The 22,447-nt window shown below is 48.6% G+C and carries 16 protein-coding genes; 6 read left to right on the top strand and 10 right to left on the bottom strand.

Annotated features, from left to right (window positions below; genetic code table 11):
• Nucleotides 1-36 precede the first annotated feature (36 nt).
• The gene (gene pepN, locus ACFI32_RS03645) at nucleotides 37-2,664 is read right to left on the bottom strand and encodes an aminopeptidase N (RefSeq protein WP_462625138.1); all 2,628 of its coding nucleotides are present in this window, start codon (nucleotides 2,662-2,664) and stop codon (nucleotides 37-39) included.
• A gap of 343 nt (nucleotides 2,665-3,007) precedes the next feature.
• Here pepN and ACFI32_RS03640 point away from each other — a divergent pair, with 343 nt between their 5' ends.
• The 3 genes from ACFI32_RS03640 to ACFI32_RS03630 all read left to right on the top strand — a co-directional run bounded on the left by ACFI32_RS03640 (nucleotide 3,008) and on the right by ACFI32_RS03630 (nucleotide 5,297).
• A complete protein-coding gene (locus ACFI32_RS03640; protein ID WP_462625137.1) occupies nucleotides 3,008-3,580 on the top strand; it encodes a DUF6231 family protein in 573 nt (190 codons plus the stop codon).
• A gap of 275 nt (nucleotides 3,581-3,855) precedes the next feature.
• Nucleotides 3,856-4,392 (top strand): peptidoglycan-associated lipoprotein Pal, encoded by a 537-nt coding sequence (gene pal / locus ACFI32_RS03635; protein WP_462625136.1) that lies wholly within the window; start codon nucleotides 3,856-3,858, stop codon nucleotides 4,390-4,392.
• A 170-nt stretch (nucleotides 4,393-4,562) separates the two neighbouring features.
• Complete coding sequence (locus ACFI32_RS03630; protein WP_462625135.1) at nucleotides 4,563-5,297, top strand: 4'-phosphopantetheinyl transferase family protein; 735 nt, start codon at nucleotides 4,563-4,565, stop codon at nucleotides 5,295-5,297.
• A gap of 113 nt (nucleotides 5,298-5,410) precedes the next feature.
• On the opposite strand, the gene ACFI32_RS03625 is transcribed toward ACFI32_RS03630, so the two are convergent.
• Nucleotides 5,411-6,229: a hypothetical protein gene (locus ACFI32_RS03625; RefSeq protein ID WP_462625134.1), complete on the bottom strand. Its 819-nt coding sequence runs from the start codon at nucleotides 6,227-6,229 to the stop codon at nucleotides 5,411-5,413.
• Nucleotides 6,230-6,827: 598 nt separating this feature from the next.
• Here ACFI32_RS03625 and ACFI32_RS03620 point away from each other — a divergent pair.
• The gene (locus ACFI32_RS03620; RefSeq protein WP_462625133.1) at nucleotides 6,828-7,586 is read left to right on the top strand and encodes an IclR family transcriptional regulator; all 759 of its coding nucleotides are present in this window, start codon (nucleotides 6,828-6,830) and stop codon (nucleotides 7,584-7,586) included.
• A gap of 64 nt (nucleotides 7,587-7,650) precedes the next feature.
• On the opposite strand, the gene mmsB is transcribed toward ACFI32_RS03620, so the two are convergent.
• The 8 genes from mmsB to ACFI32_RS03580 all read right to left on the bottom strand — a co-directional run bounded on the left by mmsB (nucleotide 7,651) and on the right by ACFI32_RS03580 (nucleotide 19,169).
• On the bottom strand, nucleotides 7,651-8,634 hold the full coding sequence (gene mmsB, locus ACFI32_RS03615) for a 3-hydroxyisobutyrate dehydrogenase (protein WP_462625132.1): 984 nt from the start codon (nucleotides 8,632-8,634) through the stop codon (nucleotides 7,651-7,653).
• A gap of 83 nt (nucleotides 8,635-8,717) precedes the next feature.
• Nucleotides 8,718-9,935 carry an enoyl-CoA hydratase/isomerase family protein gene (locus ACFI32_RS03610; RefSeq protein WP_462625131.1) on the bottom strand — a complete coding sequence of 406 codons (1,218 nt, stop codon included), beginning with the start codon at nucleotides 9,933-9,935 and terminating at the stop codon, nucleotides 8,718-8,720.
• Nucleotides 9,936-10,009: 74 nt separating this feature from the next.
• Entirely contained in the window at nucleotides 10,010-11,170 is a 1,161-nt protein-coding gene (locus ACFI32_RS03605) for an acyl-CoA dehydrogenase family protein (protein WP_462625130.1), read from the bottom strand.
• Between the two features lie 129 nt (nucleotides 11,171-11,299).
• The gene (locus tag ACFI32_RS03600; RefSeq protein ID WP_462625129.1) at nucleotides 11,300-12,787 is read right to left on the bottom strand and encodes a CoA-acylating methylmalonate-semialdehyde dehydrogenase; all 1,488 of its coding nucleotides are present in this window, start codon (nucleotides 12,785-12,787) and stop codon (nucleotides 11,300-11,302) included.
• A gap of 273 nt (nucleotides 12,788-13,060) precedes the next feature.
• Nucleotides 13,061-15,070 (bottom strand): propionate--CoA ligase, encoded by a 2,010-nt coding sequence (locus ACFI32_RS03595; RefSeq protein WP_462625128.1) that lies wholly within the window; start codon nucleotides 15,068-15,070, stop codon nucleotides 13,061-13,063.
• Nucleotides 15,071-15,274: 204 nt separating this feature from the next.
• A complete protein-coding gene (locus ACFI32_RS03590; RefSeq protein WP_462625127.1) occupies nucleotides 15,275-16,945 on the bottom strand; it encodes a fatty acid--CoA ligase in 1,671 nt (556 codons plus the stop codon).
• A gap of 290 nt (nucleotides 16,946-17,235) precedes the next feature.
• Entirely contained in the window at nucleotides 17,236-18,414 is a 1,179-nt protein-coding gene (locus tag ACFI32_RS03585) for an MFS transporter (protein WP_462625146.1), read from the bottom strand.
• 320 nt (nucleotides 18,415-18,734) lie between these two features.
• Nucleotides 18,735-19,169 (bottom strand): HIT family protein, encoded by a 435-nt coding sequence (locus ACFI32_RS03580; RefSeq protein WP_462625126.1) that lies wholly within the window; start codon nucleotides 19,167-19,169, stop codon nucleotides 18,735-18,737.
• A 226-nt stretch (nucleotides 19,170-19,395) separates the two neighbouring features.
• Here ACFI32_RS03580 and ACFI32_RS03575 point away from each other — a divergent pair, with 226 nt between their 5' ends.
• Both ACFI32_RS03575 and ilvD read left to right on the top strand, forming a co-directional pair.
• The gene (locus tag ACFI32_RS03575) at nucleotides 19,396-20,130 is read left to right on the top strand and encodes a hypothetical protein (protein ID WP_462625125.1); all 735 of its coding nucleotides are present in this window, start codon (nucleotides 19,396-19,398) and stop codon (nucleotides 20,128-20,130) included.
• Nucleotides 20,131-20,370: 240 nt separating this feature from the next.
• Nucleotides 20,371-22,257, top strand: a complete 1,887-nt coding sequence (ilvD, locus tag ACFI32_RS03570; RefSeq protein ID WP_462625124.1) for a dihydroxy-acid dehydratase — start codon at nucleotides 20,371-20,373, stop codon at nucleotides 22,255-22,257.
• Nucleotides 22,258-22,447: the final 190 nt, after the last annotated feature.

The following is a 22,447-nucleotide window of genomic DNA, read 5'->3' as shown; positions in this document are numbered from 1 at the left end:
CATATAATGGGCTTTTTGTATATATGGGACGGGTAATTATTGAGCTGCACCCAGTACACTATCCATACTCTCAAGCACATTTTTTGACGATACTTGCTGCTGTAGCTGCTGCAAATGCGTATGTGCCATACCACGCAAGGAATCACTTAGGGTGTACCAGCGCGCCAGCACTTGTAGCAAACGCGCGGCCAATACTGGATTTTCACCATCTAGCTTACGAATCACGCTTGTATAGATATCCAGCCCTTCTGGTGTCCATAGCACGGTAGGCTGTGAAGTAAAGGCGCTAATGACCGCACGCACACGATTTGGCGTTTGCCAATCAAAATCATCATGAGCCAGCAGCATGTCAATCGTCTCAGCTCGCACGTGATCGGCAGATGCTTGCACACTAAACCATAAATCAATGACCAAATCATCTTGCTCAAAACGCTGATAAAAATCATGCAGCGCGGCATCAAAACCTGCAACCTGATGATTGACCATCACTTTTAGTGCGCCAAAGCGCTCACTCATACAGCTGGCAGTATCGTACTGCTGCTGCGCCCATATCTCAGCGTCGGTGATATTTGCGGTCAGTGCCATGTCCAGCACCACATTACGCAGCGCGCGCTTGCCACTGGCAGTACCGCTGTCTTCGTACTCATCTAAAGGCAACTGCTGATACAGACTGGCCCATTGGTCTTGCAGCTTGTCGGCTACCTGCTTGTACAGCGCATCACGACGCGCTTTGATATGCATTGGATCATAATCTTTTGGTATCGCCGATGCCAGCTCCTGCGGTGATGGGATATCCAGCAGACGCGCGGCTAGCATCGCATCATCACTCGCCAGCACTGGCAACGTCTGAGCAAGGGCTTCTAGATACACTCTTGGGTCATGACCTTGAAGTAAAATACGATTGACCAATATTTGTGTCACCTGCCAACGGTTAAAACCATTGGTCTCATGCGTCAACAAGAACGCCAAATCTTCGTCTTGATAGTCATAATTGATCTGCACAGGGGCACTAAAGTCACGTAGCAGCGATACGACAGGCTCACTGCTAACATCATTGAAGCAAAACGTCTGCTCCTCTTGATCGAGCAGCAATATATGCTCAGTGACGATTTTACCTGAGTGCTTATCAAACAGCGCCGTGGCTACAGGAATCGGTAACGGTTTTGGCGGCGCAAATCCAGTTACGTGACGCGTTTTTTGCTTCAGGGTAATGGTCAAGGTATTGGTTGTTTCGTCATACACTTGATGACCTGATACCACAGGTGTTCCTGGCTGACGATACCAATCAATAAAATCTGCCACTTTGCTGTCGCTGATGCTCAGCGCTGACAAAAAGTCCTCTACCGTCACCGCCTGACCGTCATAACGGCGAAAATATTCATCAGTCCCTGCGCGGAACTTGTCTTTGCCCAATGTATTGGCAATCATGCGCACAATTTCTGCGCCTTTTTCGTACACAGTTGTGGTATAAAAATTATTGATCTCAACAAAGCTCTCAGGACGTACAGGATGCGCCAAGGGGCCTGCATCTTCTGCAAACTGATGCGCACGCAGCGTGGCCACATCATCGATGCGCTGCACCGCAGCTGACTGCTGATCGGCAGAAAACGACTGATCACGAAAAACGGTAAAGCCTTCTTTTAGGCACAGCTGAAACCAATCACGGCAAGTAATGCGGTTGCCTGTCCAGTTATGAAAATACTCATGCGCAATCACCGCTTTTACATTAAAGCTGCGTGCATCGGTCGTGGTCTCAGGGCTTGAGAGGACACAAGCGGTGTTGAAAATATTTAAGCCCTTATTTTCCATTGCCCCCATATTGAACTGGCTGACGGCTACGATCATATAACGGTCTAAGTCATAAGCGCAGCCGTAATTGACCTCATCCCACTTTATCGCGTCTTTAAGCGCCTGCATACCAACATGGCATTTATCGATATCGGCAGCTTTGGCATACACTTCGAGTGTCACCTCACGACCTTCGCTGGTGGTGTAACGATCTGTCAGCACGTCCAAATCTGCCATGACACAGGCGAACAAATAGCTGGGCTTATTGGTTGGGTCATGCCAAATGGCATAGTGGCGATCAGGGGCACCAGCAACTTCACCTTGCTCGACCAAGTTACCATTAGCCAATAAGGTTGGATAGCGCTTATCGGCCTCAAGACGCGTGGTAAATATCGCCAGCACATCAGGGCGATCAGGATAAAAGGTGATCTTGCGAAAGCCTTCAGGCTCACATTGGGTGACAAACATGGTCTCTGCACCGCTACCCGCCATATATAAGCCTTCTAGTGCCGTATTGGTCTGCGGACAGATGCGCACTTGCAGCTGCAAGGTCAGGCGCTCAGGAGCATTAGTAATGGTCAGTTTACCTGCGGATTGCTGGTAGCGATCAGAAAGCAACGGTGCGCCATCTAACATCACGCTGATAAGCGACAGATCTTCACCATAGAGTACCAAATCGCCTGCCGCCTGCCGCACCATTTTAAGTGTACTATCGACTATGGCATGATCTTCAAATAAACGAATATCCAAATCCACCGTCTCTACATCAAAGCTTGGCGGCGTATAGTCACTCAAATGAATTTTTGTAGGTGTATGGGCGGGTGCATCAGGGATTTCAGCATTGATGATGTGATCATCATGTTCAGCGGTAGACATGGGCATTCCTATATTATGGGGTATATTATCATCTGTCTGTTAAGGCATCAGGCGATAGTGAACTACTGCCATTATTATGCTTTCATCACTGTTTGTACAGTCATCTGGGCACTGAACACACAAACAGCGACTTTCAGAGTATTTATGTGCGTGTCTGAGTACATGGGCACCAATTGGCAAATTTCAAAATGAGTAGATTCAAAGTCAAATACGTACAGTAGCGCTACAATTTATCCAAGATAAGGCTGGAAAATTATCGCGTCCTGCGCTATAAATGGGCAGTTTTATTGCGCGCCCAAACGTATACAACATTTTTACCTTTTAGATGACCGAGTTCACCGTTATGACTGACCACAGTACTGCACCCATCACTCAGCCGTTATTTGCTGAATATGTCCACGCCTTGTTACCTGCCTTATCCTCAAAAAATGAGGATGATGAGGCGACTGCCGAAAATGAAGAGGGCCACGCGGCAGCACTGCTGTGGGTCGTTCAACACCAAGACGATATCGCATCCACACGCGCTCAGCTACAACTCCTAAATGAGCACGATAACAGCGGAACAGAGGATACTCAGACTCATGTGGTTAGCCTGCAGGCTCTCGCGATGCAACCAGTCCCTAAGCGCTATCAGTTGGCCTGTTTTTGGTTGCCTGAGCTCTCAGCTGATTTGTTGGCTCAATATCTACCAACGCTGATGCGCTACCGCGACCTATATTCGGCTCATCAACTGATCGTTTTAGCCAGTCAAGCTGACCTACGCCCGTATGGCTTTACCCCGTTAGAAGACGTTACCGATGCAGATAGCGCGCTGACGATTTGGCAGTTTAACCTGTATGATTACAAACACCTGCCCAATTGGCTCAACAGCCAATACTGGGCCAATCCTGAAAACTGGGGCAAAAATCGCTGGTAATTGGTTTATCACATCTCATAAAAAAACCTTCAAGGTACGAAAATAAGTAAGATCACGCCTTAAGATACTGATCTACATAACTATTTATTTATTGAAACAATAAATCATCATAAGCACCGCCAAACACATATTGTAATAATCGGTAAACTTTGCCATTATTTACAGTAATGCTACTTACATAACGTAACATTGATTTTACTATGGGCAGTAATTGCCTAGGTTTTATTATAAGCAGTTTTAAAAAAACAATTTGATTAAAAATTTAGGAGCTCACCATGTCATTTAGTTTTATCACGCAAAACCGTTTTGCCAAGCTCTCTGCTCTTGCGATCCTATCAAGTGCCGTTGCCATTACTACCGGCTGTGCCACCAAAGCCAACACTTCAGAGGTGGTCGTTGCCCCACTCGGCATCCCTGGTGGCCAAGTGGCCTACACAGGCGCTGTTGTTGTTGATAACCCTGGCGCTATCATCACTGCTGCGGATAACTTACAGGCAGTGGTTTATTTTGCATTTGATAGCAGTGACATCAGTGCTCAAGCCGCAGACGTGTTAAACCAACATGCCAACTTACTGCGTACCAACCCAGCAGCTGGCGTAGTGGTCGCAGGTCACACCGATGAGCGCGGTAGCCGTGAATACAACATGGCACTGGGTGAACGCCGTGCACAAGCAGTGCGCGCATACCTTGCCGCCCAAGGCGTTGATGCCAGCAATGTCCGCATCATCAGCTATGGCGAAGAACGTCCTGCTGTCTCTGGTATGACTGAAGCAGCCTATGCGCAAAACCGTCGTGCTGAGCTGTCTTACTAAGATGGCTCTGCCAGCTGTCGATACCCTGTCATACGATATGGACGATAGCGATTAATAAAAAGCCCAGTATCTAAGTACTGGGCTTTTTTATGACGTTTCTTTTGAACTGCTTATCTTATAGGCTCCGGTAGGCTCAGGCCGCGTGCAACTTTTATGTCTTTGTATTCACTATGACCATTTTACACTCTAAAAGCCTCTATTATATCCAGCTTGCCCCCAAGACATGGTGCGCTGCTGCAACGCTTCATCCGCCTATAGCATTATCCCTATCTTGTCTTTGGTCGCATGCACGGCCTTTATCACCTTCGTACGATGTGCCTCACAACATCACGCTTGACAACCTATGCTGGCACAGATGCGATACCACCAAAACTCTGACAGCGCGCAGCCAAGCTGTTATCAAACGACAGCAGCAACGCGCAGGCGTGCGTTTACTGCTTTGTCAGCTACTAGAGCATTTGGATATTACAGATACCCTAAATGAGCAGCAGTTCCCCTACCAGTTGACCCACCATGGGCACTATGTTTGTTTTAGTCATTCACAAAATAAAGTTGCAGTGGTGATCAGTCAGCACCGTGCAGTTGGTGTCGATATTGAAGTGCAGGATATCGCATGGCCTGTAGTGCAGCGCTTTTATAACCATAGTGAGCTTGACGTTTTGATGACCATGCCAACAGCGCAGCGCAACGCCACTGCTCAATGGTTATGGCAGGTAAAGGAGAGCATGATTAAGGTGCAGCAGTACACCTTAGCGCAAGGGCTGGGTAAGCCTTACCCTGCTGTACTCAAAGCGCTCATCAATCAACACATGGACCATACTACGCCTTCCATCATATTTATCAGTGCAGCCTCTGGTTATCAGATTGCCTTATTGTCAGAGCACTGTATCGCTGTGGTTTTTTAGCAAAGATAACGTTAATGGCTGATCGACTGTCCGCTTTTATTACCTCATCACCCATAAAAAAACGACCCGAAGGCCGTTTTTTTATTACTGTCTTTTAAGACAAAATTGTTATCTTAGAAGCGGTAGGTTGCGCCCAATTTAACAATTGGCATCCACTCTAACCAATCTTTATCTTCTAGTTCTTTTTGAGCATCGTCAGCAGCTTGTTGTGCTCTTACATTACCATTACTAGCAACTACAGTGGCATCAGTTTTGCCAAGATATGCAGCACCGACTTCACCAAATACACCGAAGTTGTTGCTGATGTTAGGACGGAAACCAACAGTGGCATAAGGAGCTAACTTATTGCGATGCTCAAGGCTACCTTTCAAGGTACCAACTTCAGCTTCAGTATAAGTTTCGTCACCGATCTCGTAAGTTCCATCTTTAGAGTTAGCAGTTACGTCGATGTCGTTATCAGGAACGATGATACCAGCGCCCATAGTGAACCAGTTTGCTGCTGGACGTAGCTGAACACCCATGTATGGGTTGCTAAAGTCAGTGTCAACATCATAGTTGATGTCATCAGCGTCAAAGTCGCCGCCGAATAAGTCAGCAACATCGCCACCAGCCCAACCAGCTTGGATTTCAGTTTTGTCGTTTAGACCCCAAGCGATGTTCGCACCATAACCCAAGCTACCAACTTCTGCGCTAACAGCAGCAGGATGCGTTACCGTGTTAAAGAATGTCTTGGTACCACCAACAACTGCACCAGTGGTGTTGCTGACTACGCCTGCATCTTCGTTATATTGATAAGCAGGGGCAGTAGTGTAGGCAACTGGCTCAGCTTCATAAACAACAGCGTCATCAACGACAACAACTGGCTCTGCGGCTAGCGCTGCAGTTGACGCCATAACAGCTGCAGAAACTGCAGTTAATTTAATAAATTTCATGATTATGCTCCTAAAGTACAAAATAGCTGACCCAAAATAGCGACTGTCTATGTTTATATTTTAAACAGTCGTTTTGTTGAGCAGATTAAAACAAGTTTGGCTCCCAAAGTCACGCTTTATAATCGTGATTTTATTTACCATTGTGTAAAGATTGCATGGATATTGTAATGATTGCGACGGTAAGTGATAAAAAATCTCGTAATTGTTACAAAAACTTATGATTGTCCTTTCTGCAACCTTCGATATTTCTAACAGCTTTGATACCTACGATTCAAATCTAAACAACAACCTCAAGTGAATGTAAATAGGATATCAAGTTTGTAGCGATAGTGTCGTTATCATCCTAAGCAAATCAGTGATGTTTTATATCATCTCACTACGATTTGTTGCGTTGTGTGACGTGATGTATCCAAAGCCGACTCAATTTCGCAAATACATACATTCATTATTAAGTAGCGATATAAAATCGTTCTTGCCATTCTATCGACAAAACAATATGTTACAATACTTATGGCTGCTTTTACTATTGTACACTCGACAGATTTTATAGCGGCGCATTTTACTTACCCTTTCCTTTTTATCTTACTGAGCGCCGTTTATGCCCAAAGTTTCCTCAATTACCCGTGTGTTAGAGATTATTGAAGCGGTATCCTACGCTTCAAAACCGATTTCGCCGCTTGAATTGTCGCAGACACTGGATATTCCCAAGCCAACCATTCATCGCTTGATTCAAAACTTGGTCGATGAAGGCTTTGTGGCGGTCGATATCAGTGGTGGTATCATTCCAGGAAAACGCGTACGTAACTTAAGCGTTGAGCTTTGGCAACAGCGGCAGTTTTTTAATGAGCGTCAAGTGGTATTAAAACGACTCGTGGAAGATGTCAAAGAAACGTGCGGTATTGCCATTCCCTATCAGATGGAAATGATTTATACCAACCGTGTGCAAACGGAATTGCCACTACAAATCTACCTGCCTATTGGCGCAAAATCACCCATGACCTGCACCGCAACGGGCAAGCTGTATTTAAGCCAATTGCCCGCGCAAAGTCGCCGCAAAATGCTCAACAGTCTGACGCTTAATCAATTTACCAAAAACACCATTGTCGATATCGATACCTTAAATGCTGAGCTGGATCGTATTGCCGAATCAGGCGTCGGTATTGACAATGAAGAGTTTATCTCTGAGATGGTGGCGGTCACCGTACCCGTACTTGATAAAAAATCTCGCTATCTGGCATCGCTGTATATGCATGCACCAACGGTTCGAGTCTCTCTAGATGAGCTACTTACTTATGTGCCCCGCTTGCAACAAGCAGCAGAAGACATTCAAGCGTTGGTCTATGAGTTACAAAGCTAAAGATTGATATTACCACGCTACAAAAAAGGTCGCCTGATGCGACCCTTTTGCGTTTTTTACTTTATTATTGGTGGATTAGTGGTTCTTCCGATAGTACCGCCTGATCATAGCGTCCCATAATGCTTGAGAAATCTTTGTCGCCATAAGTGGCAGCATGCGCTTGATACAGCTCGGCTGCCTTGCTACCCATCGGCGTATCAGCAGCGGTATCTACCGCCGTTTGCATAGCAAGGCCTAAATCTTTTTGCATCAGCTTACTCATGAAGCCGCCTTGATAGTCGTTACTGGCGGGTACATTGTCCATCACTTGGGGATAGGGATTGTAAACCTCTAAGGTCCAGTTGCGCCCTGAGCTTTGCAGCATGATGTCTGACAGCACTTTAGCATTTAGACCGTTTTTCACTCCCAAATTGATGGCCTCTGCGGTACCCGCCATCAAGATACCCAGCAGCATATTGTTGCAGATTTTAGCGACCTGCCCTGCCCCGTGTTCACCTGCATGAAAGATGTTTTTGCCCATCACTGCCAATATGGGCTGAGCTTTGGCAAACGCTGCCTCGCTGCCGCCGACGATAAAGGTCAAGCTGCCTGCAATAGCGCCGCCAGTGCCGCCAGAAACAGGCGCATCCAAAAAGTCGATACCATAGTCACTGGCTACCTTCGCTACCGCCCTTGCATCCGCCGCTGCAATGGTGCTGCTATCGATCACCAGTGTGCCTTTAGGTAGCTCGGACAGCAATCCTGACGCTTGATGCTCATCGTCGCCCAGATATACTGCTCGAACATGTTTGCCAGCAGGCAGCATACTAATGACTACTTGTGACCCTTGTACGGCAGATTTGGGATTGTCTGCTACGGTTGCACCCGCTAGTTGTAATCGCTCTGTGGCGGCGGCTGACAAATCATAGACACATAGCGAATAGCCTGCTTTGAGTAAGTTTGCTGCCATTGGCGCGCCCATATTGCCCAAACCAATAAAGGCGATATTGGGCTTTGAGGTATCGCTTGTATACTCGACAGCGCTGCTGCCATTGTTCTGACTGCTCATCTCATCACTCCTTGATGATTGTACGACTGAGAGGTTATCAATCGTTTGTCCATTTTTATTTTGGTGGTATTGCCATATATTAACTACATATATGACACATCCAGCTCTGTCTTGCCCAGCCACTCTGATAGAGGGTGCTTGCCTGCGCTATAGGGATTGGTAAAATGCTGAGCAATATAATCACGACCCTCTGCACTTAGGCAGTCGGCCAGCGTACGCGACCATTTGGGATTTTTGTCTTTGTCAATCAGTAACGCGCGTACGCCTTCTTTAAAGTCGGGGTTGGCGGCACAATGCACAGCGACATTGGTTTCAAGATAGAGAGTTTGTGCCAAAGATAAATCACCAACCTTATGGTAGAGCTCATAGGTCAAGGCAGCGGTTACAGGGCAGCCGCTGCGGTAAGTGGCGATAGCGCGCTGCGTCCATGGGTCACTGGCAAAGGCCGCATCCAGTGCTGTTAGCGCGTCATCATCGCGCAGTACAGCATCAATACCTGCCAACCCGCCAACCGTCATTAAACGCTCAATCGGTTGCCAGTAGGTGGCAAGCTTGCTCTCTGGTAAGTCCGTAGTTGGCAACTGCGCCAGCGCGCGGCTGGTTATCGCATGGTGAGTGTCTGCCGTATCACGCCAGTTTGTGCTGACCAGCTGCTTTATCACCGTCTCATAGCCGTCACTGGCAACAGCGTGTTCTGCCAAATTGGCCAATAACGCATCGCGGCCTTGGCACTGCGCCCCTGTTAGCCCCAAAAACAATCCTGTTTTGGCTGGCATACGCTGCAAAAACCAGCTGCCAGACGCATCAGGAAACAAACCAATGGTCACCTCAGGCATGGCAAAACGGGTGCGCTCGGTGACGATACGGTGGCTGCAGCCCGCCATCAGACCCATACCGCCGCCCATGATGATGCCATCGCCCCATAATATCAGTGGTTTGGGATACACATGCATCTGTCGATATAAGCGATATTCATGGCTAAAAAACTCGGTGGCATAGGGGTTGGGTAATGGCGCGTCAGCTGACATGCTGTCATACAGCTTACGAATGTCACCACCTGCACAAAACGCTTTGTCACCCGCGCCTTTTAGCAAGATTGCCACGACTTTGGTATCCTCCTGCCACTCAGTAAGCTGCTGCGAGAGCAGTTGACACATATCCACACTGAGCGCGTTTAGCGACTTTGGTGTGTTTAGCGTCATGATGCCAATATGATGACCGCAATCAGTCGGCTGCGTCTCAAACAGTACAGACTGTTCGGCTATATTATTCGCGGTGTGGGCGTTATCAGAAGTTGTCATAATGTTGACCTATGTATTATCAATGAAAAATAAGGCATTATCGGCAGGTTATTGTGAAGCCGTAACCCAGCCAATTAACGCAGCTGCTCAAGATTACCATCCTGCAACAGCTGGCGCGAGATAATCACGCGCATGATTTCATTGGTTCCCTCCAAAATTTGATGTACGCGCAGATCGCGCACATGACGCTCAAGCGGATATTCATTGAGATAACCGTAACCGCCATGCAGCTGTAGTGCCTCATTTGCGACAGCAAAGCTCAGATCGGTCGAGAGTCGTTTGGCCATAGCGCAATAAGTAGGTGCTTGCGGATCATGCTGGTCCACTTTGCTGGCAGCCAAATACAACATTTGCCGCGCGGTAATGGTCTGAGTCAGCATGTCTGCCAATTTGAACTGTACTGATTGCAGACTAGCGATGGGACTGCCAAACTGGCTGCGGTCTTTGACATAGCTGGTAGCGGTTTCAAGCGCGGCTTGTGCCGTGCCTACCGCGCAAATACCGATGTTAATACGCCCACCATCTAAGCCTTTCATGGCCATACGAAAGCCCTCGCCTTCATTGCCAAGCAAGTTGGACGCTGGCACTTTAACGTTGTTAAAGCTGATGGTGCGTGTTGGCTGCGCTTTCCAGCCCATTTTGTGCTCGTTTTTACCATACTCAATGCCTGCGCTGTGGGCATCGACCACAAAAGCGGAGACCCCTTTAGGGCCTGCTTGCCCTGTCCGTACCATCACTACGAGCACATCGGTCGCGCCTGCGCCTGAGATGAAGGTTTTTTCACCGTTGAGCACATAATGATCGTCATGCTTTTCTGCTTTGGTACGTAGCGAGGCGGCATCAGAGCCAGCATTGGGCTCGGTCAAACAATAACTGCCCAACCATTCACCGCTCACCATGTTGGGCACATACTGCTCGCACAATGCCTCGTGACCGAACTCACCGATCATCCAAGCGACCATATTATGGATACTCATGTAGGCTGCCACCGAAGTATCACCCCATGCCAACTCCTCAAACACCATTGCCGAGTCCAAGCGAGGTAGCCCCAAGCCATCATATTTTGGGTTGGTATACAAGCCCAAAAATCCCAGCTCGCCAGATTGTTTGATCACATCGACAGGAAAATGGGACGTGCGATCCCATTCAGCCGCATGCGGTTTAAGCGCTTTTTGGGCAAATTGCCGCGCGGTCTGTTTAAACGCAACTTGATCTTCTGTTAATGAAAAGTCCATGGGGTCATCCTTGTCCATATAGTAAGCGGTAATATCAACACATCATGGTAGCCGCAATGATAGAGCGACTAATTTTGATAATGCAGCAGCAGATGCTGTGTTATCAGCGTCAATGATATATTGAAAAAGCTACATTGAAATGGTGGTGTTTACCTTACCACGGCTGGCCTCATCATCAAACCAGCGCGCGGTGACAGTCTTGGTTTGGGTATAAAACTGCACGGCTTGTTTGCCATAGGGCCCGAGGGCACCAAGTTTGCTGGCGCGAGATCCTGAAAACGAAAACATTGGTAACGGGACAGGAATGGGCAGGTTAATACCGACTTGGCCGACCATGATGTCTTGTTGAAACTTATGTGCCGCCGCCCCTGACTGGGTGAAAATCGCCGTACCGTTGCCGTTAGGATTGGCATTGATAAGCGTAATCGCCTCATCCAAACTGTCTGCGCGCATGATGCACAGAACGGGGCCGAAGATTTCTTGCTGATAGATGGTCATATCGGTCGTGACGTTATCAAAGATGGTCGGACCGACAAAGTTACCTTTGTCATAGCCTGCCACTTCGATACCGCGACCATCCCGAAGCAGATCTGCGCCCTCTTCAGCACCGATACCAATCAGTTCCTCAACACGGGCTTTGGCCGCTGGTGAAATCAGTGGGCCTAAGTCTTTATCGTCTTTACCCGCAGCGACTGTCAGGCTGTCAGCCTTGGCCTTGATATCATCAACCCAGTCGCCAGCCGCGCCAACCAAGATCACCACCGATAGCGCCATACAGCGTTGCCCTGCCGCGCCAAACGCCGCACCTGCCAATTGGTTAAGGGTTTGGTCTTTATTGGCATCAGGTAGGATGACCGCGTGATTTTTCGCGCCCATCATACACTGTACTCGCTTTCCCGCTTGGCTGGCACGGTTATAGACATGCTGACCAACCTTGGTCGATCCGACAAATGACACCGCCATAATGTCAGGATGATCACAGATGGCATCCACCGTCGCAGCAGCGCCATGTACGACGTTGAGCACTCCTTCAGGTACACCCGCTTCAACTGCCAGCTCCACCAAACGCATGGTCACCATCGGGTCTTGCTCGGACGGCTTTAGGATAAAAGTATTGCCTGTGGCAATCGCCATGGGAAACATCCACAGCGGAATCATCGCAGGGAAATTAAACGGCGTAATGCCAGCACACACCCCTAGCGGTTGCCACACGCTATAAGTATCTACGCCTGTGGCGACGTTTTCGACATAATCACCAATCTGCAAATTGGTGATGCTCGCCGCATGCTCAACCACTTCTAAGCCGCGAAACACATCACCGCGGGCATCGGCGATGGTTTTGCCTTGCTCAGCAGTCAAGATAGACGCCAGCTCATCCATATGCTCACGGATGAGCGCCTGATAGCGCAAAAATACTCGCGCTCGGGTGCTGATGGGCGTGGTACGCCACGTCTCGAAAGCAGCTTTGGCGGCGGCTACGGCTTGATTGATCTCGTCAGCGGTAGTCTGTGGGACTTTGGCGATGATGTCTTGGGTGGCAGGATCGGTGATATCGATCCATTCTGTGGTACTGGATGTGGTGAATTGGCCATTAATGAGCTGCTGAACGTAATGCATAAGATATCCTTATCTTTTTACGAGTCGTAATTATTGATTTAGTTAAAATGATTTATTTTGTATCGTTATTTATATAAACACAATCTTATTTTGTGGTCAAACGCTTTATGCAACTTTCATCGATAAAGTGACTCAAGCCGTCATTCGTAGGCGTGCTGTTATAGTGATACCCACACAAAAAGCCCATCATGGTATGGGCCTTGAGTGAGTTGAATGATGTGAGTTACTTATGCTTGCGGGTCAATCGACGCTGAACGTCTAGGCACTGAGCGTTTAATAGCCTTGCATGGATTCCTTGACCGCATCGATCGCGGCGGGGTTGTCCAGCGTGGACATATCTCCTGTGGGCTTGTTTTCGGCTAACGCACGAATAGCGCGGCGCATGATTTTGCCTGAGCGCGTTTTGGGTAAGGCTTGCGGAAAATAAACCGCCGCAGGACGTGCAATCGCACCAAGTGACTTGACCACCGCACCAATGATTTGCTGCTCAATGCGAAAGCGATTTTCGGTAGTCGTCACTTGATCGTGATCCTTGAGTATACAAAATGTCACCGGTAACTCGCCTTTGAGCGCATCATGAATGCCCACCACCGCGCACTCTGCCACCTGCTCATGCATACTGATCGCCTCTTCGATTTCCTTAGTACCCAGACGATGCCCTGCAACATTAATCACATCATCGGTGCGGCCTAAAATATAAAAGTAGCCGTCTTCGTCAGTCATGGCATAATCTGAAGTAGAATACTGCTTGCCATCAAACAAACCAAAATAACTGCTGACAAAGCGTGCATCGTTTTCCCAAACGGTACTCAAACAACCCGGCGGTAGCGGCGCTGTGATGGCAAGTAGCCCCTTTTCGCCAACTGCACACGGCACGCCTGTTTGCTCATTGACCACTTGCGCATTATAGCCATACATGGGATAGCCCGGTGAACCCTGCTTGTGCGGTTTGTGGTTAAACTTAGGGGTGTTGCTTAAGATGGGCCAGCCTGTCTCGGTCTGCCAATAATGGTCCAAAATCGGTACACCCAAGTGCTTGGATAGCCAGTCGGCGGTTGGCTCATCCAATGGCTCACCTGCCAAAAAGAAAGATTTTACACTTGAAACATCATAACGTGTCATCCACGTTTCATCTTGTTTTTTGAGCATCCGCACCCCTGTCGGCGCGGTAAATAGGATATTGACCTTATTGGCTTCCACAATGCGCCACCAAATACCAGGATTGGGATTATGCGGCAACCCTTCATACATGATGCTGGTCATGCCAGCCAATAGCGGCGCGTAGATGGTATACGAGTGCCCAACCGCCCAGCCAATATCCGATATGGCCCAAAAAGTCTCACCCGCCTTGCCATCATAGATGTAGTCCATTGACGCGGTAAGTGCCACAGCATGCCCGCCCGTGTCGCGCTGCACGCCTTTGGGCGTGCCCGTGGTGCCAGAGGTGTACAGCAGATAGGACGGCGTATTGGACTCAAGCCAAACAGGATCAATCAAGGCGCGCGCTTCACGGCTGATACGGCGCTCAGCGGCATAATCAACGTCGATATCATGCGGCGTAAATGGCAGAATACCGCGATTAATCACCAAAACATGCTCAGGCTTGACGGCCGCTTGCGCCACGCCTTGATTGACCAAGTTTTTATAATTGATGACTTTGCCGCCGCGCAAACCCGCATCAACAGTGATGATAATTTTCGCCTGCGCATCATCCATACGAATGGCTAAGTTGTGCGCCGCAAAACCACCAAACACCACCGAATGAATCGCACCAATACGTGCACAAGCCAGCATCGCATACGCCGCCTCGAGTATCATGGGCATATAAATGATCACGCGGTCGCCTTTACCAATACCTTGCCGCTGTAAAACATCGGCAAAATAATTGACCTCCTTATACAAGTCATTATAGGTTAAACGGCGCTTAGAGTAGTCGGTGTAGAACTCAACATGATTGCCCAAATCACGCAATGCGCCTTCCACGGCTGGAAAGGTCTCCATCAAATCTTGGTTGATCTCGGTTGACACCCAAACAAATGCATCTTGCTCAGCACGCTCAGGCAAATGACGATCAACACAGTTGTAGCATAAATTGGTTTCACCGCCGACAAACCATTTGGCAAAAGGCAGATTGCTGTCATCGAGGATTTGCTCGGGCGGCTTATGCCAATAAATGCGGCGCGCCTGCTGCGCCCAAAATGCCTCACGATCATTGATTGAGGCATCATAAAGATCAGAAAAAGAGAGGGCAGATGAGTCAAACGGTGCGGTTTGTTCGGTCATGGCGGCTATCCTTAGCATAATGAAGTGTAAAGACCATCAACCGCGCCATTTGACACGGTCATGATATTCTGGCAATCCCTGTCAGAATCAAAAAAAACCGATACATGAAGTATCGGTTTAAAATGTAGCAGATAGGCAAACAAAGGTCAACTAATATGACTCACTATCCAGTCGCTTGCCGATGGGCAATATTAGTGAGACGCCCTAGTGATTATCGACATTACCATACAGTTGACGCATGACTTTTTTATCGTGTTTACCAACGGAGGTTTTGGGCAACTCATCGACAAATTGAAACTGGCTGGGCACACCGTATTTTGGAATCATGCCCTTTTCGACCGCCTGTTCAGCGATGGCGATGATATCCTCGGCGGTCGTGTCTTGATGTGAAGGCTTGAGCACCACCAGTGCCAATGGCCGCTCGCCCCATTGCTTATCACGCACACCAATGACTGACACATCTGCCACGGCGGGATGCAAAGACAAAATGGTCTCAATCTCTAGTGAAGATATCCACTCACCGCCAGATTTGATCACATCCTTTAAGCGATCGGTGATTTTGATATAACCATCTTCACGAATATAAGCAATATCTTGGGTGTGCATATAGCCGTGATTCCACAGTTCCACGCCTGCATCGCTGTTCTTAAAGTAGTTCTGAGTCAGCCACGGCGCACGCAGTACCAGCTCGCCTGTGTGATCGGCACCTGTGCCCACGTTTTGATTGTGCTCACTCCAGACCTTGGCATCGACCATCAATACGGGTTTGCCTGTCATACAGCGGCGGCTGACATCTTCCTCAGCACTCATCTCAGGCTCATTAATGCTAAAATCCGTTAGGCTAATCAGCGGCGCCGTTTCTGACATACCGTAACCTGTATAAACCTCAATACCTTGCGCCAGCGCCGTTTTGGCCAAGCCCTCAGTCAACCTAGAACCACCAATAATCATTTTAAGACCATCGAAGCTGACCTCGCGGCTTTGTGCTTCTTTGAGCACCATTTGCAAGATGGTCGGGACGCAATGGGTGATGCTGACCTTTTCGTTGAGGATCAAATCCAGCAACGTATCAGGCGCATAGCGACCGGGATAGACTTGCTTGAGGCCAATCATGGTGGCGGTAAAGGGAAAGCCCCACGCGTGCACATGAAACATCGGCGTCATGGGCATATACACATCGCCATAGCTCACGCCTTGTTTGGTCGGCAACATACCAAAAGACGCCGCTTCAGCCAGCGTGTGTAATACCAGTTGGCGATGGCTAAAAAACACCCCTTTTGGATCGCCTGTCGTGCCTGACGTATAAAAAGTGGTGGCAATAGTATTTTCATCAAAATCTGGAAAATTAAAGGTGTCTGACGCCTTATCCAGTAATGCCTCATACTCGCCCAGCACGCGACTTTGGTGGTCACCAAAGATGCCTTCGGCAGACACACCATTATCATCGAGCCAAATAATATATTCGATACTGGAGTTCTCAAACTGATAGTCTTTGACAATCGGAGCAAACTCCGAGTTGAGCAACAGCACTTTGGGCTTGGCGTGATTGATGGTGTATAGGATCTTTTCTGGTGACAGGCGAATATTGACCGTTTGCAGCACATATTCTGACATTGGTACTGCAAAATAAGATTCTAAATAACGATGGCTGTCCCAGTCCATCACCGCAATCACATCCCCTGAGTGCAGGCCAATGTCTGCCAGCACATTGGCCAAGCGATTGATACGGGTGAACAGCTCACGGTAACTAAAACGTTTTTTGTCAGCGTAGACGATTTCTTGATCTTGAGAGACGGTCTTGGCACGATTGAGCAATTGCTTAATCAACAACGGATAATCATAAGCGGACGGGGCACTACCATAAATTTGAGTCATAAGACAAACTTCCTTGTATAAAATGAATAAACATGAGGATCATTTATTATATTGTCATAGCGATCAGCACCATCAATCCATGACATCAGTTGACAATAATTATTGTTAATACCCTGATAGTAAGAAAAAATGACCCTAGTGTAAAGCAGCAATACCCTGTGCCAACGTCCGCTGGCGTTCGGTAATTATGGTTTCATCACTTTATAGAGTGTGTTATAGCATCAAACCAAAGCGCGGCTTTGCCGACTATCTGATCATAAAGTCGGCCAACAAAACCGCTCAGTCAACGATTAACCTGCCTGCATTTTGGGCTTGCTCTTGGTTTTGATCATGCCAAAGCTGGCCACCGCCAATGCCAATACTTGCACAAACAGCAATAGCCAAACCGTCCATTGCCAGCCGCCCTGCTCATACGCCAAGCCGCACATCCATGCGCCGATGGTGCCGCCAGCATAATAGCCCATATAATACAAACCTGATGCCAGAGAACGGCCTTTTTTAACATTAACCGCGATATAGCTGATGGTCGCCGCTTGGGTGATAAATACCCCCGATGACATGATGGTCAGGCCAATAATAATGCCCCACAGCGGTGCTACTTGGGTCAATAGCACGCCCAGCATCGACATGACTACCGCCACGCGCACCGTACGCGCCGCGCCAAAACGGCGCAGCAGCTTAGTCGATAGCGGCGTGATAATAACGCCAATCAAATAGACCGTAAAGATATTCGCCAGCTGGCCTGTCGTCAGCTCATACGGCGTACCCGCCAAATGTAGATTGATAAAGGTAAAGCAGCCGACCAACGAGAACAGCACACACGCGCCAAGCAAGCAGGCGGTGACCACATAACGGTTGGTCAAATGCTCACCAAGCGTTTGTATCGCTGAGCCAAAATTGGCATTGGCCTCAAAACGGCGTGACTGCGGCAGCATCTTGCCCACCCACAGCGCCCCGATGAGGGTCATCGCCGCCATCACATAATAAGCCGCACGCCAGCCAATCCATTCATGCAAATGCCCAAGTAAAAAGCGCCCCATAAAACCGCCAAACACCGTGCCTGAGACATAAAAAGACATCAGACTGGTGACGGCATTGCCTTCAAATTCTTCACCAATATAAGCAATAGTGACCACGGTGATACCCGGTACGGACAACCCCTGCATAAACCGAAATACAGTCATCCAACCAATATTGGGACTGAGCGCAATCAAAGCGGTCGGTACCGCCAAAAATAACAAGGCACCAACGATCAAGAGCTTGCGCCCAATCGCATCAGAGAGCATTCCTAAAAAGGGGGACATAATGGCAATCGCCATGACCGTGGCACCCACGACCATGCCTGCCTGCACTTCGGTGGCTGCAAAATCAAGCACCAATACAGGCAGCACGGCCTGCACAGAATAGACCTGCAAGAAGGCAAACATGCCGATCATACCGATGGTCAGTTTTAAGATCCATGAGGGCATGGGTGCGGATGCGGCGGTGGTATTTTGGCGAGAGGTATTGGAATCATTCACAAGGATACAGACTATATTGTACGCGACTGTCGTCAGGCGGCGCGGGTGATAAAATAAGGCAACAACGAATGCTGACTCAAACGCCACACCAAATCGAGGCATTTGCGCCATACTATCACAGGCGCGGCGATAAGCGCCGCGCTAAAATGTTGTTCCTCTTTTATCTAGCCGTTGATAGTGACGCTATTTACCAGCTTGTCATGGGTCTGTTATCCATGACGATAAAGGTTTTACGACTGCTTGGTGGTTCAATCTCAACGTTCAGCTGATTATGCGATGGCCGCAGCCAGTTTGGCTGCCTGCGCGGCCAGTTGTCCATGATCGACTTCGCTGGTCGCATGCTTGCCCAGCTCATAAATGCTCGATGGAATCAGGTGCACATGATAATGGAACACGGTTTGTCCTGATTCTGCACCGTTTAGCTGCATTTGTACGATACCTTCACGCTCGAATACCTCACGCTGAGCCTGCATCACTTTTTTGGCAGTCATCAATACCGCAGCAGCATACTCAGGCTCAAGGTCGGCCAGATCAACTGTTTTTTGCTTAGGTATCACCAATACATGGCCTTCTGCTTGCGGCATAATGTCCATAAAGGCTAAGGTGTGATCGTCTTCATAGACCTTATGGCAAGGAATATCGCCATTTAAGATTTTGGCAAAGATATTGTTATCATCATATGTCGCAGAATTGGCTTGGTTCATGGTCGCGCTCCTTGGTTGTTATCATAAAAATAGTTGGTGCAAAAATACATCAGTCGTCATAAGGACTGACTTTATTTTGTAGAATATAGTGGACGAAATACACTCGGAGCACAAGCGGCGTATGTAGGTTGTTGACGTTTTTCCCATGAATATATTAGCGGTAAAGGCGTGTTAAATGTTATATTGACCCATTGCTTAACCCACTTTATTTATGGATTTGACTGCCTTGCCAACCCAATCATTCAGCCGCGACAACACCAATCACCCCAGCTTTAATGACAGCCTTGTCAGCCCAGAAGGTAGCGCCGAGTCGGCCGTAAAAAAGCCCATCGACCCCAATACTATCGTTATCGCTGACGCACTGACGGACAGCCATATCCGCTGGCAGATTCACAACTGCAAAATCAGCAAAAAAACCTTAACCCAAGACTTACCATTGCCGTTTTTATATCACTATGATAGCTTGAGTGACACGCTCAAAGCGGCGCATCCGCTAACGCCGCCACTGCTGGCACAATTTAATACGTTGATGACGCCCGCGCAGGCAGCGCAGCATCTGGGTATCGATACCGACCTCATCGCCGCGCCGTGGCATGTCAAAGTCACCGGCTCTCTGGTAGTCTTTAGCGAAGCGCTGCAACTCGCAGTACGCTTGCAGTGGACCAACACAGGCAAGCAAACACAACCTGTATATACCAAAGCGTCAGAGGATGCTCTCATGGCCGCATTTGAGGACTGGCAGTTTTTTGGTCGTATCGATGTGTTGTACAAAAATGACAAGCAAACCCTAATCAGCCTTGAAGACGCTCCCACTGACGACAGCGAGCTGCTCACCATTTATTCCAGTACAGACTATCAACAGTTGCCTGCCAGCCACGCGCTTGCTGTCATAGCCAAACTTGACGCTGACAAAAAAGAGCTACCGTGGTTTGAGACCGCGATTTTGACACGGCTTGAGTAGCACGCACTGAATGACTGACCACACCCAGATAAACCAATACCGATATCAGACAGCCAGTTTATGCGGATAAAAACAACAATGTATAGCTAATGGTATGGTCATGATTTAGTATTATTCACTAGTCCTGACGGGCGAGAAAACGCACACTACTCATACAACCGCTACGACTGTAGCCTTTGATCATGATTGATTGCTCATATTTTTTAACACCCTATTTTGTTGATGTATAAGGAAGGTCACATGGATTACCGCTCAAAAACCTCTACCGCTGGTCGTAATATGGCAGGTGCACGAGCATTATGGCGCGCAACTGGCATGAAAGATGGCGATTTTGAAAAGCCCATCATTGCCATTGCCAACTCATTTACCCAGTTTGTTCCCGGTCATGTGCACCTTAAAGATCTGGGTCAACTGGTCGCACGTGAGATTGAAGCGGCAGGCGGTGTGGCAAAAGAATTCAACACCATCGCCGTTGATGATGGTATCGCCATGGGTCACAGCGGTATGCTGTACTCTTTGCCCAGCCGCGACTTGATTGCTGACTCTGTAGAATACATGGTCAACGCCCACTGCGCCGATGCGTTGGTCTGTATCTCTAACTGCGACAAAATCACCCCCGGTATGCTAATGGCTGCCATGCGCCTCAACATCCCAACTGTATTTGTTTCAGGCGGACCGATGGAAGCTGGTAAGGTTATCGCCAGCACCGTTGGCAAAAGCCACAATAACGAAGACAGCAGCGGCAGCACCGTCCGTAAGCTGGACTTGGTCGATGCCATGATGGACGCAGCAGATGACAGCATTAGTGATGAAGACGTCAATGCGATCGAAGTTTCTGCCTGCCCAACGTGCGGCTCATGCTCAGGTATGTTTACCGCCAACTCAATGAACTGCCTAACCGAAGCATTGGGACTGTCCTTACCCGGTAATGGCTCACTTTTGGCCACGCATGCCAAGCGCCGCGAGCTGTTTTTGGAAGCGGGTCGCAATATCGTTGCCATCGCCAAACGCCGCTACGAGCAAGATGACGACTCTGTATTGCCACGCTCTATCGCTACCAAAGCCGCCTTTGAAAACGCCATGAGCCTAGACATCGCGATGGGCGGATCGACTAATACCATTTTGCATTTTTTAGCAGCGGCTAACGAAGCCGAAGTTGATTTTAAAATGGCTGATATTGACCGCCTCAGTCGCCGCGTGCCTTGCTTATCAAAAGTCGCGCCTGCCACCCAAAAGTACCATATGGAAGACGTACACCGCGCAGGCGGCGTCATGGCACTGCTTGCTGAGCTCAACCGCGCCAATCTATTAAATACAGATATCCCAACCATTCATAGCCCAACCATGCAAGCGGCGATTGATAAATGGGACATCATGAACCCTGATAACACAGAGGCACGCGCGTTATATATCGCTGCACCGGGCGGGGTTCGCACTACCGAAGCCTTCTCGCAAGATAAAGAATGGCCAAACCTTGACGTCAACCGTGAGTCGGGCTGTATCCGCAGCGCTGACCATGCTTATTCTAAAGATGGCGGCCTTGCGGTACTGTATGGCAACATCGCTGAGCGCGGCTGCGTGGTCAAAACCGCAGGCGTTGACGAAAGTATTTTGACCTTTACTGGCCGTGCGCGCATTTTTGAGTCACAAGATGCGGCGGTTGAAGCCGTACTGGCAGACAAAATCGTCGAAGGTGACGTGGTCATCATTCGCTATGAAGGGCCAAAAGGCGGCCCCGGCATGCAAGAGATGCTCTATCCCACCACTTACCTTAAATCAAAAGGCTTGGGTAAAGCATGCGCCCTGCTCACTGATGGTCGCTTTTCAGGCGGTACGTCAGGCCTTTCTATCGGTCACGCCAGCCCTGAAGCGGCAGAAGGCGGCGCGATTGGTTTGGTGCAAGAAGGCGATAGCATCCATATCGACATTCCAAACCGCACCATCAACATGCAAGTCAGCGATGCCGATTTGGCGGCGCGCCGTGAAGCGATGGAAAGCCGCGGTAACCAAGCATGGAAGCCCACTGAGCGTCAGCGTCATGTATCGCCTGCCTTACGTGCTTATGCAGCCATGACCACCAGTGCCGATACGGGCGCAGTACGTGATGTGAGCCAAGTTGAGCGTTAATCACCGTTAATCGCCTTTCATCTGGTTATATTTCTTATGATGCCATCTCAAAAGCCAGCGCTATGCTGGCTTTTTTTTCACCAAAAAACAACGCAGCATCCCATTTGATAACGATTTTTTGCGGACAGTGCCGATTTTAATCGGCATCATGGATATTCATTGTTATTTCTTATCACGCTCTGATTACGCG

Source organism: Psychrobacter sp. PSi21 (genome assembly GCF_054960615.1).
Note: the sequence above shows the minus strand (reverse complement) of the source record. Positions and strands in the feature narration are given on the sequence as shown.